General features: G+C 67.3%; 13 protein-coding genes and 1 pseudogene. 7 read left to right on the top strand and 7 right to left on the bottom strand.

What is annotated here, in order from left to right:
* Positions 1-54 precede the first annotated feature (54 nt).
* The 5 genes from ACPTTC_RS32295 to ACPTTC_RS32275 all read right to left on the bottom strand — a co-directional run bounded on the left by ACPTTC_RS32295 (position 55) and on the right by ACPTTC_RS32275 (position 5,074).
* Complete coding sequence (locus ACPTTC_RS32295; protein ID WP_423395428.1) at positions 55-864, bottom strand: prolipoprotein diacylglyceryl transferase family protein; 810 nt, start codon at positions 862-864, stop codon at positions 55-57.
* 344 nt (positions 865-1,208) lie between these two features.
* On the bottom strand, positions 1,209-1,802 hold the full coding sequence (locus ACPTTC_RS32290) for a DUF4410 domain-containing protein (RefSeq protein ID WP_423395427.1): 594 nt from the start codon (positions 1,800-1,802) through the stop codon (positions 1,209-1,211).
* A 220-nt stretch (positions 1,803-2,022) separates the two neighbouring features.
* A complete protein-coding gene (locus ACPTTC_RS32285) occupies positions 2,023-3,030 on the bottom strand; it encodes a hypothetical protein (RefSeq protein ID WP_423395426.1) in 1,008 nt (335 codons plus the stop codon).
* 326 nt (positions 3,031-3,356) lie between these two features.
* Positions 3,357-3,833 (bottom strand): GNAT family N-acetyltransferase, encoded by a 477-nt coding sequence (locus ACPTTC_RS32280; protein WP_423395425.1) that lies wholly within the window; start codon positions 3,831-3,833, stop codon positions 3,357-3,359.
* Between the two features lie 203 nt (positions 3,834-4,036).
* Positions 4,037-5,074 carry an aldo/keto reductase gene (locus tag ACPTTC_RS32275; RefSeq protein WP_423395424.1) on the bottom strand — a complete coding sequence of 346 codons (1,038 nt, stop codon included), beginning with the start codon at positions 5,072-5,074 and terminating at the stop codon, positions 4,037-4,039.
* Positions 5,075-5,204: 130 nt separating this feature from the next.
* On the opposite strand from ACPTTC_RS32275, the gene ACPTTC_RS32270 reads away from it, so the two are divergent.
* The 3 genes from ACPTTC_RS32270 to ACPTTC_RS32260 all read left to right on the top strand — a co-directional run bounded on the left by ACPTTC_RS32270 (position 5,205) and on the right by ACPTTC_RS32260 (position 7,938).
* A complete protein-coding gene (locus ACPTTC_RS32270; protein WP_423395423.1) occupies positions 5,205-6,092 on the top strand; it encodes a LysR family transcriptional regulator in 888 nt (295 codons plus the stop codon).
* A 173-nt stretch (positions 6,093-6,265) separates the two neighbouring features.
* On the top strand, positions 6,266-6,565 hold the full coding sequence (locus tag ACPTTC_RS32265) for an ArsR/SmtB family transcription factor (RefSeq protein WP_226198896.1): 300 nt from the start codon (positions 6,266-6,268) through the stop codon (positions 6,563-6,565).
* Between the two features lie 20 nt (positions 6,566-6,585).
* Positions 6,586-7,938, top strand: a complete 1,353-nt coding sequence (locus ACPTTC_RS32260) for a pyridoxal phosphate-dependent decarboxylase family protein (protein WP_423395422.1) — start codon at positions 6,586-6,588, stop codon at positions 7,936-7,938.
* An 83-nt stretch (positions 7,939-8,021) separates the two neighbouring features.
* Here the strand turns inward: ACPTTC_RS32260 and ACPTTC_RS32255 are convergent, their stop codons facing one another.
* Positions 8,022-8,147, bottom strand: a complete 126-nt coding sequence (locus ACPTTC_RS32255) for a hypothetical protein (protein ID WP_423395421.1) — start codon at positions 8,145-8,147, stop codon at positions 8,022-8,024.
* Positions 8,148-8,411: 264 nt separating this feature from the next.
* Between ACPTTC_RS32255 and ACPTTC_RS32250 the strand changes: the two genes are divergently transcribed.
* The 3 genes from ACPTTC_RS32250 (at position 8,412) to ACPTTC_RS32240 (ending at position 14,391) form a co-directional block, all read left to right on the top strand.
* The gene (locus ACPTTC_RS32250; RefSeq protein WP_175965417.1) at positions 8,412-8,879 is read left to right on the top strand and encodes a cupin domain-containing protein; all 468 of its coding nucleotides are present in this window, start codon (positions 8,412-8,414) and stop codon (positions 8,877-8,879) included.
* Positions 8,880-9,206: 327 nt separating this feature from the next.
* Entirely contained in the window at positions 9,207-11,666 is a 2,460-nt protein-coding gene (locus ACPTTC_RS32245) for a GH92 family glycosyl hydrolase (protein WP_423395420.1), read from the top strand.
* 67 nt (positions 11,667-11,733) lie between these two features.
* Entirely contained in the window at positions 11,734-14,391 is a 2,658-nt protein-coding gene (locus ACPTTC_RS32240) for a GH92 family glycosyl hydrolase (RefSeq protein WP_423395419.1), read from the top strand.
* 22 nt (positions 14,392-14,413) lie between these two features.
* Here the strand turns inward: ACPTTC_RS32240 and ACPTTC_RS32235 are convergent.
* Positions 14,414-14,566: pseudogene (locus ACPTTC_RS32235) on the bottom strand (ArsR family transcriptional regulator); the annotation flags it as partial.
* A gap of 124 nt (positions 14,567-14,690) precedes the next feature.
* Here ACPTTC_RS32235 and ACPTTC_RS32230 point away from each other — a divergent pair.
* Positions 14,691-15,518, top strand: a complete 828-nt coding sequence (locus tag ACPTTC_RS32230; protein WP_423395418.1) for an SDR family NAD(P)-dependent oxidoreductase — start codon at positions 14,691-14,693, stop codon at positions 15,516-15,518.
* Positions 15,519-15,571: the final 53 nt, after the last annotated feature.

The raw sequence follows: 15,571 nt of genomic DNA, 5'->3' as shown, positions 1-15,571 counted from the left end.
TTCGCGCTGCTCGGGCGTGACGACGCGGTGCCGCTGTCCTTCGGACGGCGCGCGTTACTGGCCGAAGCGGTCCGCCACGGCATCCTTCAGCCGCGCGGCGGTGATCTCGCCCATGTGCGATTCGACGAGATTGCCTTTCGCGTCGAAGAAGAGCGTCGTCGGCAGCCCGCGCGAACCGTAGGTCTGCATCGCGTGCAGCGTGCGATCGAGCAGCACGTGATCGAACCGCAGCCCCTTCTGTTCGAGGAACGCGCGCACCGCTTGTGCGTCTTCGCCCTGGTTGACCATCAGCACCGTCATCCCGGGATGATCCTGCTGCGCTTGCGCGAGGATCGGCATTTCGCGTTGGCACGGCGGGCACCACGTCGCCCACAGGTTCACGACGACGGGCTTGCCCGCGAAGCGTTGCACCGGTACCGGCGTGGCGTCGAGCGCTTCGAGCTGCAACGCTGCAAGCGGCGGCGCGCTGTGCTGCAACGTGGCGAGCGTGCCCTGCGCGATGCCCCATGCGGCAACGCCCGCGAGCATGCCGGCCATCACCGGGCGACGCAGCGCGGGCAGGCCGCGCAGGCGCCAGCCCGCGAACACGATCGCGGCCGCGAGGCCGATGCGCCAGTCGAAGCCGCCGTCGCCGAGCGCGATGATCGAGCGCGGTGCGGCCGCGTACTCGTGCCACCACTGCGCGACGTAGCCGATACGCGCGGCGAGCAGGCCGAGCAGCAGCGTGTCGAGGATCAGGCTCGATGCGGTCTTGTGGTGTCCATCAGGCGGGCGGCGCTGGATGAGGCGCGCGACGAGCCACGCGAGCAGTGCCGCGACGGCTACCGCGACGACGCGGATCGAGAAGGGACCAATGCTCAGCATGAAGAAGGATGGGGTGCGAACGAGCGGGGCTGGAGACGGGATTGTCCGCCACGGCGACGAAGCCGTCGACGGTCGTGTCGGCGATTCGACAGGTCGCCGCGGATGGGGGTTCCCGCCGAGAACGTAACGGCTCGTTGCGAATTCGACGGAAGAGGCAGGATCAGGGCGCCGTGATTTTCAGGCATGCAGGCTGCAAATCGGACGGGCCCGGTGGTCAGCGGCGGTCAGCGGAATCGCGTTCATCGACACGACACGGGCCGGATATGCGCTTCGTCGTCGCAGCGGCGAGCGCGGTGGTCGACGCCCGACGGGCCGTGCATGCGGGGCCTGTCGGGCGTCGGCGATTACAGCTTTCTCGACGGGGCTTGCGCTGCGTCCGCTTGCTGCGCGTCGGTCGCCGGATCGAGCGTCGTCAGCGTCTTCTCGGTGAACTTCTCGTACAGCCAGTTCAGGCGCGTATCGTCCATGCCGCCGGCGAGGCCGCCGAGCGCATACGAGGCCGACACCTTGAAGCGGTCGATCTGATGATTGTCGGCGTCGGTGAGCGTCACGGTGCCGTCGACGTGATCGTTGCCCGCCATGAAGCCGAACATCACTGCCGAGAAGCTCGAGCGCACGCGAATGCCGTTGACTTCGATGTTCAGGTGCATCGCATCGGTCGAACCGGCCGTTGCCAGCAACTTGCGTGCGGCCAGTGCGCTTTCGATTTTCCCTTTCAGGTTCTCGGGGCTGAATTTCAGATTGTCTTTCAGCGCGTCTTGCGCGGCTTTGTCGAGCGTGACTTGAACGATCACGGGTTTCGAGCCGAATTTGGGCGTCGATGCAGTTGCGATAGCCCCCGGCTGATCGCCGGCGTCGCGTGTCACGCTGCTCGCGCAGCCCGACAGAAAGCCGATCGTTACCAATGCCAGAGCGGCATGACGGAATACAGATTTCATGATTTGGTCTTTTTGGTTTGGGTTATTTGAGATGGCTCTGAGGCCGGGCGGAAATCTAACACCGGACGAATCAATTCAAAAGGTCGAATAGATCGACAATCGATTCGGGATTTATTGATCGCGATGTCGTACGCGAATGGAATGCCGGTTGACCGCGTTGCGAGCGCGTGGGGGGCTGGCGATCGGGCGTGACTGCCGTGGGGCGGATTACTGCGGACGATTACGGTCCGTTGCCGGACCCCGCGCCGCCGAGCCGATACGCGGTGAAGAACTCGTACCAAGGCGACCCTTCCCCAACCGGCACGTTGAGCGCCGCGGTCCGCCGCTTCAACACGCCGAACACGTCGTTGATCCGCGCCGTCTGCCCCGCATCGTTGAACGGATAGGGCCGCGCCCGGCCGGCCGCGAATGCGCCATACGCAATCGCAAGCAGGCGCGCGCTGTCGTCGGTCGACGCGATTGCGCCATTGATCATTTCGGCGAAGCGCGGCCGGTCTTCGGCGCGCGATCCGGACAGGCACAGGAACACGATCGCCGATAGTTCGTGCAGATCCTTCACCCGTAGCAGCCCCGGCAGCCGCGCGACGATCCGCTCGACCGGTTCATCGCGCAGGGCATCGCCGAAGTCGAGCACGGCGGTCATCGGATTCGTGTCCGCTTTCAGGCGATCGAGCGCCGACGATACGGCCGACGCGCTCGCCCCGTCGGGCGACGCGGCCGGAGCAGCCCGCAACGCATCGGCCACCTGCTGCGTCCATTCCGGAAAGATCATCCGCACGTTGCCGAACTGTTCGCCGCCTTCCGCCGCCGGATTCCAGCGATACACGATCGTGCCGCCGCGAATGAACGGCGAATACAGGTGCTCGGGCGTTTGGGGCAGCGGCCGCCGGTTGATCGGCAGCCAGGCGAGCGTCAGCCAGTCGTAGCGGCCGGTGGCGGGCACGGCAGGGCTCGAGCTCGCGACGACCTGCCACGTGCCGCGATTCGCATAGCGGCGCCGCGCATCGGGTACCGGAACGGTCTGGCCTTTTGCGGTGTCGAAGTACGTCGTGCCGGTCACGTTCGCGCCGCTGTCTGCGGCCGGCGTGATGATGGAGATGACCCACGACGCGCCGTCCGCCGACCGATAGTCGGACGGCTTCAGCGTGGCGACGTCGTGCACCATGCGCGTTTCCGCCGCGACGGGGCTGGGCGGGAGATTGGCGGGCGCGGCCAGGATGCTCGGCATGGGATTTCCTCGGAATCGGGTGCGCATCGCCGAGCGAGGACGACGCGCGGCGGCGCGGATTGTTTTATGTCACTGTAGAACGTCGCCGCCGGAAACGGAAACCGGCTGCGCGATGCTCCTGCTCACGCGTGCCGCTGTTTTTGTGGATCGAGGCGCGGGCGGCGGGTTGAGCGGGGCGCCGGGGGACACAAAAATCGACCGAAAGGAGGATCGTGGATCCCCGGGGTGACAAGGTTTGCCGAAGCGGCTGTTCCGGAAGCGATCATGGCCTTCAATCGGGCCGGGCAATCCACGAGATGGCACTTGCCCGCGCGTCGCCGTTCAGCTCAACGCGACAACTCTTTCCGGTAGAGCACGGCTCCCGGCTTTTCCGCGATGGTGTCGTAGAGCCGCATCGCCGTGTGATTCGTTTCGTGCGTCTGCCAGTACACGCGTTCGGCGCGATGCGCACGCGCGGTGTCGTACACGGCTTCGATCAGCGCGCGGCCGACGCCCTTGCCGCGCTCGCTGTCGAGCGTGAACAGGTCCTGCAGGTAACAGGTCGGCCCGGCGAGCGTCGTGCTGCGGTGATACAGGAAATGCACGAGCCCGACGAGCCGGCCGGCGCGTTCGGCGACGAGCGCATGCACGGGTTCGTAGACGTCGAAGAAGCGCGACCACGTGAGCTGCGTGATGCGCAGCGGCAGCGCGGTATCGTCGAAGCGGCCGTAGAAACGGTTATAGCCGTCCCATAGCGGCAGCCACTGGTCGTAGTCGTCTTCCGTGACCGCGCGTACGGTCAGTCCGGTGTCGTTGGCGTTCATGCTGGCGGACCTGTCGAGGAGAAGTGCGCGCACCGCCGATCCGGCAGGCGCGTCGCAGGTCTCTACGATAGGAAGTTCGCGGCCCCATGGGTAGGCCCATGACGACGACTTTTCTTGGTGCCACGATGCGCGTGATTCTTGTGAGGTTGGCTGACCGTCAGCCGGCCTAAGGCGACACGGCCACCTTCGCCGGCCGTCGGCGCTTACCCGCGCAGCGGCGGATTGAGTTGCGCGAACGCCTGCTGGCGGCGATACGGGAAGTACGGATACGGTGCTTCCACCGCGCTCGCCGCGTCGAGTTTCGCGACCTGCGCATCGGTCAGTGCCCAGCCGGCCGCGCCGAGGTTCTGCCGCAGCTGTTCCTCGTTGCGCGCGCCGATGATCACCGACGACACGGTCGGGCGCTGCAGCAGCCAGTTCAGCGCGATCTGCGGCACGGTCTTGCCGGTTTCCTCGGCGATCGCGTCGAGCGCATCGACCACGTCGTATAGGCGCGCGTCGTCGACCGGCGGCCCGAAGCTGGCCGTTTCATGCAGGCGGCTGCCTTCGGGCAGTGGCGTATTGCGCCGGATCTTGCCGGTGAGCCGGCCCCAGCCGAGCGGGCTCCAGACGAGCGCGCCGAGCCCCTGGTCGGCGCCGAGCGGCATCAGGTCCCACTCGTAGTCGCGGCCGACGAGCGAGTAGTAGACCTGGTTCGCCACGTAACGCGACCAGCCGTGCTGATCCGCCACTGCCAGCGACTTCATGATCTGCCACCCCGCGAAGTTCGACACGCCGATGTAGCGCAGCTTGCCCGCGCGCACGAGATCGTCGAGCGTCGACATCACTTCCTCGACCGGCGTGCCCGCGTCGAACGCGTGGAGTTGCAGCAGGTCGATGTAGTCGGTGCCGAGGCGGCGCAGCGCGTGGTCGACGGCGCGCACCAGCCGCGCGCGCGACGTGCCCGCGTCGTTCGGGCCGGCGCCGGTCGGCAGGCCCGTCTTCGTCGAGATCAGCACCTGGTCGCGGCGTCCCTGGATCGCGGCGCCGAGCACGCGCTCGGATTCGCCGTCCGAATACACGTCGGCCGTGTCGAACAGGTTCACGCCGGCCTCGAGGCAGATGTCGATCAGGCGGCGCGCTTCGTCGACACCCGTGTTGCCCCATGCGCTGAACAGCGGGCCGGTGCCGCCGAACGTGCCGGCGCCGAAGCTCAGGACGGGAACCTTGAGGCCGGAGCGGCCGAGGGTGCGGTATTCCATGGCGGGTTTCCTTGGGGTGATCGAAGTGTCGAGCGGCGGCCGCGTGGCCAGGTGTCGCCACACTGTATCGCTTGCGGATATTTCGGATAATTGGGCAGACTTCGAAAATATCGTTCGGAAGAGGCGAATAATGCTGCTCGATAATCTCGCGCTGTTCCTGCGCATCGTGGAGAAAGGCGGGCTGGCCGTGGCGGGCCGAGAGTTCGGGCTGTCGCCGGCCACCGTGTCCGAGCGGCTGACCGCGCTCGAGCGCCACTACGGCGCGGCGTTGCTTACGCGCACGACACGCGCGATCAGCCTGACCGACGAAGGCCGCATGCTCGTCGACGGCGCGCGGCGCCTGCTGGCGGAGGCCGATGAACTCGAAAGCCGCGTGCGGCTCGGTGTGCAGTCGCTGTCGGGGCCCGTGCGCCTGAGCGCGCCGGCCGATCTCGGGCGCGAGCGCGTGGTGCCCGTCGTCGACGCGTTTCTCGCCGAGCATCCGGGCGTCACGGTCGACCTGCATCTCGGCGACGGTTACGTCGATGTCGTCGGGCAGGGGCTCGATTTCGCGATTCGGCGCGGCACACTCGCCGACAGTTCGCTGCGCATCCGTTCGCTCGGCCGGGCGCGGCGCGTGGTGTGCGCGTCGCCCGCGTATCTCGCGGCGCACGGCACGCCGCAGCATCCGGACGAACTCGCCGCGCACGACTGCATCGTGATGCGCTTCGGGCCGGACCTGTATGCCGAATGGCCGTTCAGCATCGAAGGCGAACCCCGGCGCGTGACGGTGCGCGGCCGGCGCGTGGCCAATGATGGCGCGCTCGTGCGCGCATGGTGCGTCGCGGGGCATGGCGTCGCGCTGAAGTCGCTGGTCGACGTCGAGCAGGATCTGGCGTCCGGCGCGCTCGTCGAAGTCCTGCGCGCGTTCTCGCCGGGCGACGTCGATTTGCAGATCGTCTATCCGGGCAACGCCGTGCAACCGCGGCGCGTGCGTGCGCTGATCGACAGGTTGGCGCAGGCGCTGGGCGAGGGGTAACGGGCAGGTTCATGCGGTCCGCCGAGCGTTGCGGCGCGTGTCTCGCCACGATCGTATCGAAGGCCGGCGTGACGATCCGGGGGCGCGATACCGCCAGTTGAAACCGGCGTTCCCGCGATTGCACACATTTCGTCATTTAGCTAATATTCGAAACGTTAAATGAAACCGAACCCATGGACGACGTCACCCGTATCAGCGCACTGGCCAACGAAAGCCGCCTGGCCGTGATGCGCTGGCTCAAGCAGCCACACAAGCATTTCCCGCCGCAGCCGCACGGCGATTTCGACGAGCTCGGCGTGTGCTGCACGTACATCACCGAGAAGCTCGGCATCGCGCCGGCCACGACCACGCGCCACATGCGCATCCTCGCGGATGCCGGGCTCGTGCAGGCGACCCGCGCCGGCAAGTTCACGTACTACAAGCGGATCGACGGCGCGCTGCAGCAGCTCGGCCGCGATCTTTTGCAACTCTGACTCCCACGAAGGCAACCGACATGGACGAACTTGCATTGCTGGCCGACGCCGACCGGCGCGCGCACGCGTATCTGGCCGCGACGAACGAGCGGCGCGCGTTTCCCGACGCGGCCGCATTGGCCGGCCTTGCGGCGTTCGACGAGCCGCTGCCCGATACGGGCCGCGCGGCCGACGACGTCCTGCGTCTGCTCGACGAGCGCGGCACGCCGGCGACCGTCGCGTCGAACGGACCGAACTACTTCGGCTTCGTGATCGGCGCCGCGCTGCCGGCCGCGGCGGCGGCCGAGCGCTTGATGCTCGCGTGGGACCAGTGCGCGTCGTCGTATGCGAATTCACCGGTGGCCGCGACGATCGAGCGCCAGGCCGCGCGCTGGGTGGTCGACGTGCTCGGGTTGCCCGAGGGGAGCGCGGTCGGCTTCGGCACCAGCGCGACGGCCTGCACGCTCGTCGCGCTGGTGGCCGCGCGGCGCGCGCTGCTCGCGCGCAAGGGCTGGAACGTCGACGAGGACGGCCTGATCGGCGCGCCCGAGGTGAAGGTCGTGATCTCCGAACTCGCGCACATCACGGTGAAGAAGGCGCTGCGCGTGCTCGGTTTCGGGATGAAGCGCCTCGTCGTCGCGCCGGTCGACACGCATGGCCGCATCGACCCGGCGCACATGCCGCCGCTCGACGACATGACGATCCTCTGCGTACAGGCCGGCGAAGTGAACACCGGCGAGTTCGATCCGTTCGCGGCGCTGATTCCGCCCGCGAAGGCGGCCGGCGCATGGGTGCACGTCGACGGCGCGTTCGGCCTGTGGGCGCGTGCATCGTCGAAGCGTGCGCTGACGGACGGCATCGACGGCGCGGACAGCTGGACCACCGACGGCCACAAGTGGCTCAACACGCCGTACGACGGCGCGATGGTGATCTGCCGCGACGCGGCCGCGCTTGCGACCGCGATGAACAGCGACGCCGTCTACCTGAGCGGCGCGCAGGACGCGCAGAAGAACCTGAACCTCGAATTCTCGCGACGCGCGCGCGGCATCCCCGTGTGGGCCGCACTGCGTTCGCTCGGCCGCGCCGGCGTGGCCACGATGGTCGAGCGGCACTGCGCGCAGGCGGCGCGGGTCGCGGACGGGCTGCGCGCCGCCGGCTACGACGTGCTGAACCGCGTCGTGCTGAACCAGGTGCTGGTGCGCGCCGGCACCGACGATGAAACGGCTGCGATCCTCAAGGCTGCGCAGGCATCGGGCGACGTGTGGTTCGGCGCGACGGTGTGGCAAGGGCGGCCGGCGTTCCGGATCAGCGTGTCGTCGTGGCGTACCGAAGACGCGCATATCGATCGTCTCGTGGCATTGCTGACGGCGTTGCGCGGCGTGCACGTGCGCTGAGCGGCGACAACGCGGCGGCGCGCGCGGAGGTTCACTCCGTCACGCGCGGCGCGTTTCGCGTATGCGCCGGATAGGCCGCATCGTCAGCGCACCGAGTCGGGAAACGCGTGCATCGAGAACGCGAACGCGGCTTCCGCCGGCGCCTCGATCTCCGCTTCGCCGCTCTCCAGATGATCGTCGAGATCGCCGCGATCGTCGCGCACGGTCATGCGTTCGACGCCGATGCGCGCCTGCCGCGATGATGTTCGTGCCGTGCAAGGCCGGCTTGAGCCGCGACGAAGCGGAAGATGCCGATCCGGTGCCCCTCGCGCAAGGCGCGTCGGTGCTGGCTAACTGGCGGATTGCGCGCGTTAGCCGCGCGCGGTGGCGGGGCTCGCAATGCCTCTGCAAGCGTGAAAATAACGGACAATGGCCGCTGCGCGCGCCATGCCGGCGCAGCGTTCAACCGAAGCATTCACGCTTGCGAGAACCCCATGTCGACTCCCTTTCCCCGGGAACTGCTGAAGGCCGCCGATATCGCGAAGATGGAACCGGTGCGCGCGGTGCATTCGCTGAATCCCAATGCCGTTCGCCTCAAGCGACAACTCAGCGACCTGACCGGCCTGACGCAATTCGGTGTTCACCTGCTCACGCTGATGCCCGGACACGAATCGGCCGAGTATCACCGTCACCTGTACGAAGAGGAGTTCGTGTACGTGCTGTCCGGCACCGGCGCGGTCACGATCGGCGAGCGCACCGACGCAATCGGGCCCGGCGATTTTCTGGGCTTTCCGCGCGGCGGTGAAGCGCATACGGTGCAGAACACCGGCGATACGCCGCTGGAGCTGCTCGTCGGCGGGCAGCGGCTCGAACACGACGTCTGCGAATACCCGCGAGTCGGCAAGCGGCTCCATGTCGCGGGCGAACTCGAAGACTATGTCGATCTGCCGAAGCGGCCTTGATCGCCAATCGTGCATTCAATACGCCATTTCGCATAAAAACTGAATCAATCACCTCTTGTTTAGATAAACGAAATAAAAATTCGTAAAAATACGGGGTAGAGAAAACACGTCTATTTGGGCACGCTTGTGCCCATTGTCCGTTCCTGGGCGCTGGTATTTCGACATGCCGGCGCATCCTTTTTCAGGTGTGCGAATACGGAAATAAATACACGCACCCGGGATTTTCGACCGATCGGCCGGGCAAGCGGAATTCATCAAAAACATCCTGATTCAAAGATCAGTAATTCGAATCAATATCCTGATTCAAGAACGATACGGAGACAGGCGATGTCGAGGAACCGGAGGTGGGGAGCGGCGCTGCTGGCGCTGTGCGTTGTCCTGGCTTCATGCGGCGGCGATGGCGATTCGCCGTCGGCGGTTGCTGCAAACCAGTCGGCGTCCGCGCAGTCGCAGGGCAATGAAAACGGCGACGGCGGCAACCGCAACGAAAACAGCAACGGCAACGAAGCGGCAAGGAAAAATGCCGACCTCCGCGTCGTGCAGTACGTCAATCCGCTGATCGGCACCGACTACGCGACCGACCAGCCGGCCGACCCGGTCGGCTCGGGCCTGGGTGGCGGCACGTTCCCGGGGCCAACAGTGCCGTTCGGGATGATGCAATGGAGCCCGATGACACCGACCGCCCAATACGACAGCAGCAAGGGCGACGGCTCCGGCTTCTCCGGCGGCTACTGGTACGGCGACACGTCGATCAACGCGTTCAGCATCCTTCACCTGAGCGGCACCGGCTGCTGGGCGAACGGCGGCTACCTGAACGTGATGCCGCAGCTCGCGCCTGGCGATGCCGGCACACCGGCCAGCTTCACTCACGCGAATGAAACCGCGCAGGCCGGCTACTACGGCGTCACGCTCGGCAACGGCATCAAGGCCGAGCTGACGACGACAGTGCGCACCGGTTTTGCGCGCTTCACGTATCCGGCGCTCGCGCAGGGCCAGCAGGCGACGATCGCGATCGATCCGACCGTGCTGAACAATCGCGCGCAAGGCACGACGAGCGACACGATCAGCCAGGTCGGCGACCGCGCGCTGTCGGGCACGATCGCGGGCGGCGGATTCTGCTGGGCCGGGCACGCGGTGCCCGTCTACTACTATGCGGAATTCAGCCAGCCGTTCGCGGCGAAGCCGGCGCTGTCGGGCAACAGCCCGGTGACCGTCACGTTCAATGTCGACCGCAGGCATCCCGACGTGATGATGAAGCTCGGCATCTCGTTCGTCAGCGAAGCGAATGCGAAGGCGAACCTGCGCGCGGAGAATCCGGAGACGGATGCGCAAGGCAACCGGAACTGGCGTTTCGACAAGGTGCGCAGCGCGGCGAGCGCCGCATGGAACGCGCGCCTGAACGCGATCCAGGTCAAGGGCGGCAGCGACGCCGACAAGACGAAGTTCTACACCGCGCTGTATCACGCGTCGCTGCACCCGAACGTGTTCAACGACGTGAACGGCCAGTATCCGGACTTCTATGCGTCGAACGGCGCATCGACCGCGCCGACGCGTCAGGTGGAGAAAGGCCGCACGATGTACGCGAACTTCTCCGGCTGGGACATCGACCGTTCGTTCATCCAGTTGCAGGCGCTGCTCGACCCAGTGCGGACCAGCGACATCGTGCAGTCGCTCGTGCTCGATGCGAAGGCGTGCGGCGCGTTCCCGCGCTGGGCGTACTTCAACACCGAGACGGCCGTGATGCCGGGCGACGCGGGCTCGATCATCGTCGCGAACGCGCATGCGTTCGGCGCGACGAACTTCGACACGCAGGCCGCGCTGTCGATCATGAAGAGCAGCACGGCGCCGGGCGCCGCGTGCGCCGGCACGCCGGTGATGGGCAGCCGCGCGGACTACGACCGGCTCGGCTACGTGCCGTCGTCAGGCTCGGGCGACAACCAGACCGCCTCGAACACGCTCGAATACGCTGTGCGCGACTTCGCGGTCTCGCGCTTCGCGACGGCGCTCGGAGATACGGCGACGGCCGGCACGCTGCTGAAATCGAGCGGCAACTGGCAAAACCTGTTCGATCAGGGCGCGATCCGGCCGAAGACGTCGGCCGGCGCGTGGGTCACCGACGGCACGGGCTTCATGGAAGGCAATTCCGAGCAGTACACGTGGTACGTGCCGCACGATCTCGCCGGCGTGGTCGCGCAGGCCGGTGGCGCGGCAGCGGTCGTCAAGCGGCTCGATACGTTCTTCACGCACCTGAACATCGGCACCGTGCAGCCGTATTTCTACGTCGGCAACGAAGTGACGATGGCCGTGCCGTGGGTCTACGCATGGGCCGGTGCGCCGTCGCATACGCAGCGCGTGCTGCATGCGTCGCTCGCGAACGAGTTCGGCACCGGCGCGGCCGGGCTGCCGGGCAACGACGATCTCGGCGCGATCTCGGGCTGGTACGTGTGGGCCGCGCTCGGTCTCTATCCGGTCGTGCCGGGCGTGAGCGGCGTCGCGCTGTCCAGCCCGCAGTTCGAGAAGATCACGGTGCGCGTCGGGCAGAAGGACGGCAGCTATCGCTTGCTGCACATCGTCGCGCCGGGGGCAGGCTCGGGCGACAGCGCGTCGTTCTACGTGAAGTCGCTGAAACTGAACGGCGCCTCGTACTCGGCCGCATGGCTGCCGTTCGAGCAGATCGCGAAGGGCGGGCAGCTGTCGTACGCGATGACGTCCAATGCGAGCGCCACGACCTGGGGCACTGACGCATCCGCGATGCCGTCGTTCCCGCGGGCGCCCAGCGCGCCGTAACGGTCGGGAAGATCAACGAGCGGTTCTGGCCAACGGGATCGACGCAGAGAGAGGGAGGGACGAACGGATGAAGCTACGTCATGTGGTGGGCATCGGGTGCCTTGCCGTGCTGTCGGGGTGCGGGGGCGATCAGTCTCCGACGGATGCGAGCGTGCTCGCGCAGATGTCGACCGCGCAGGGCAACCAGAACGATCAAGGCAACCAGAACGACCAGGGCGATCAGAACGGGAACGGTGGTGCAGCCAAGCGGTCAGTGCTGCACAGCGTCGACCCGATGATCGGTACCGCCAATCTCGACATCAACGCGGACTGGAGCAGCGGCGTGCGAGGCCACGGCCACGTGTATCCGGGCGCGACCGTGCCGTTCGGGATGGTGCAGCTCGGGCCGGATACGGCCGGCGGCGCACACACGCTGCCGTGGAATTGGGATCGCACGTCGGGCTACCAGTACGACGATCCGTTCATCACCGGCTTCACGCATACGCACCTGTCGGGTACCGGTATCGGCTCGGGCGGCGAAGTGCGGTTCCTGCCGACGCTTGCGCCGGTCGATGCAGCGACGCTGGCCAAGGTCGCCGCCGATGCGTCGATCACCTATAACGCGTCGTTCAGCCACGACGACGAAACCGCGAGCCCCGGCTACTACCGCGTGAAGATGGCGCCGGTCGGCAGCGGCAATACGCCGTGGCACGTGCAGGGCGCGAAGATCGTCGCGGAGATGACGGCCACCGCGCACGCAGGCGTGCATCGCTACACGTATTTCCCGAGCGCGGTCGCGCAGAAGCGCAGCATGATCGTCAGCATCGACAACCCGATCGGCGGCTCGACCGCGAGCGGCAAGATCCAGGTCGTCGACGCGCAGACGATCGCCGGGTGGGAGATCACGAACAACTGGGCGAACAACAAGCCGACGTATTTCGTCGCGCGTTTCTCGAAGCCGTTCGATACGCGGAACGTCGCGTTCAGCGCCGACGGCTTCAAGGCCTACCTGACGTTCGCCGACGGCAACGACAGCGGCGGCGCGGTCACGGTGAAGGTCGGCATCTCGCCGTCGAGCATCGCGGATGCACAGGCCAATCTCGCATCGGAAGTCGGCGCGAAGTCGTTCGACCAGGTGCGCGATGCGGCCGAGCGCGTGTGGAGCGCCGCGCTCGACCGGATCCGGATCAAGGGCGGCAGCGCCGACCAGCGGACGATGTTCTACACGTCGCTGTATCGCACGATGCTCGCGCCGACCGTCTACAACAACGCGGACGGCAGCTACGTCGGCACCGATTCGACCAACGACGGCACGACGTCGCCGCCGACCACGAGCAAGCATGCGAATCCGGGCTTCGACTACGCGTCGACGTTCTCGCTGTGGGACACCTTCCGCGCCGAGTCGCCGTTGATGACGCTGGTGCAGCCCGAACGCGTCGACGGCTGGGTGAAGTCGCTGCTCACGCAGTTCAAGCAGAACGGCAAGGGCGAGCTGCCGGTGTGGCCGCTCGCGCAGACGGAAACCTTCACGATGGCCGGCCACCCGTCGATCCCGCTGATCGCGGATGCGTACCTGAAGCACCTGACGAGCGCGGGCATCGACGACATCTGGACCGCGTTGACGACCACGCAGAGCGCGAGCGCGCACGGCTTCGACCAGTATCGCCGGAGCGGCTACGTGTACGCGGGCGACAACGCATCGGTGTCGACGACGCAGGATTACGCGTTCGACGACTGGGCGACCGCCGCGGTCGGCAAGGCGGCGGGCAAGCGCATGGCCGACTACCGGCCCTACCTGCAACGCAGCCAGAACTACCGTAACGTGCTCAACCCGGTGCTGAACAACGGCTGGACGTTCTCGCAGCCGAAGGATTCGCAGGGCAACTGGGTGGCGGGCTTCGATCCGACGGCCGCGGAGAAGACGGACTTCTCCGAATCGAATGCGTGGGTCGATACGTGGAACATCTTCCACGACTTCCCCGGCCTCGTGACGCTGCTCGGCGGCAAGAGCCGGTTCATCGCGCAGCTCGATCGCACGTTCGATCCGGCCAACCCGCTGACCTTCCTCGACAACCAGGGTTTTCCGGACCTGACCGGCCGCAGCGGCCAGTTCTTCGCGGGGAACGAGCCGGCGAACCACCTGCCGTACCTGTACGACGTCGCGGGCATGCCGTCGAAGACGCAGGACCGCGTGCGCACGGTGATGGACGACATGTATTCGCTCGCGCTGACGGCCGGCGATCGCGCGCGCTTGAGCGGCGACAGCCTGAAGGCCGCGCTGGCCGATCCGCGCCGCGTGCGCTATTCGGCGATTCCCGGCAATGACGATTGCGGGCAGCTGTCCGCGTGGTACGTGCTGTCGGCGCTTGGCATCTATTCGCTGAATCCGGTGGGCGGCGTGTTCTACCTCGGCACGCCGCTGTTCGAGGAAGCGACGATCGACATTCCGGTTGCGTCGGGCGGCGGGGGCGGAAACGGCATGAAGTTCGGCGCGACGCGGCGTTTCAAGGTGACCGCACATACGGCCGGCGGCGGCGCGCCGTCATCGGTGAATCGCTATGTCCAGTCGGTCAGCCTGAACGGCACGCCGCTGCATCGGCCGTACATCACGTACGACGAGATGAAGGCGGGCGGCACGCTCGTGTTCGTGATGGGTTCGGCGCCGAACGACGCATGGGTCAGCACCTGGAACGGGCAGGATCCCAACAGCGCGCTTGCGCCGTCGCTGGCGTTGGCGGGCCAGTAGCGGCAGGCACCAACAGGCATGGGCGCGCGCGCCGCAGGATCCGCAGGTGCCGCGACGTGTTCGCGAACGTCATCCCCGACAGCGCCGTCAGTGCCTCGACCGACCGTTCACGCTGGGCGGGGTGCTCCGGCAATTCGAGCCGGGCCGGATGGCCGGGCGCCTGCGCGAGCTCGGCCCTGCGATCGGCGCGCTGTCGGCCGGCCTGATGGCCGACCGCTACGGCTTCGCCGCCGCGACGTTCGCGTCAGGGGCGTCGTCGCGATTATGATGCGGGAACGCCACTGACAGGGTTCCCCGATATGGACGCGCCGCTTCCGCCGATCGCTGTTCCGATTCCCGAAACGGAACCTGAAGCCGAGACCGAAACCGTTGCCGAGCCGCGCGCGTCGCGGCTGCATCGGCCGGTCGCGCTCGTCACCGGTTCGACGTCGGGGATCGGCGCGGCGGTTGCGCGCCGACTGGCGGCGGACGGCCATGCGGTCATCCTGCATTCGCGCCGCTCGGCCGACGTGGGGCGCGCGATGGCGCGGGAACTCGGCGCGGCCTATGTGCAGGCCGATCTCGCCGACGACGCCGAGCGCGTGCGCCTGATCCGCGAAGCCGTTGCCGTGCACGGGCGGCTCGACGTGCTCGTCAACAACGCGGGCGTCAGCCGCGTGATTCCGCATGACGACCTCGCCGCGGCGACTCCCGACGTGTGGCGCGAGATGCACGAGATCAACGTGATCGCACCGTTCCGGCTCGTCGCCGAGGCGGAGGCCGCGCTGCGCGAGGCGGCGTCGCACGGGCGGGCCGGGTGCGTGGTGAACGTCAGCTCGCATGCGGGCGTACGGCCGAAAGGCGCGTCGATTCCATATGCGGCGGCGAAGGCCGCGCTGAATCACACGACGCGGCTGCTCGCGCGCACGCTTGCACCGGCGATTCGCGTCAATGCGGTCGCGCCGGGGCTCGTCGATACGCCGCTTACGGCCGACTGGACGGACGCGCAGCAGCTCTGGCGCGAGCGCGCGCCGATGCGCCGCGCGGCCACACCGGACGACATCGCGCAGACGGTCGCGATGCTCGTCGCGTCCGACTACGTGACGGGCGAGATCGTGATGCTCGACGGGGGAATGAACCTGACGTGATGCGGTGAAGCAGCCGCGCACCCGCGCGCAGGTGTCACGTGCGCGCTGACCGC

Origin of the sequence: Burkholderia mycopellens, from assembly GCF_964265025.1 — a bacterium.
Lineage (GTDB): Bacteria > Pseudomonadota > Gammaproteobacteria > Burkholderiales > Burkholderiaceae > Burkholderia.
This window is presented reverse-complemented; position numbering and strand designations above follow the sequence as displayed.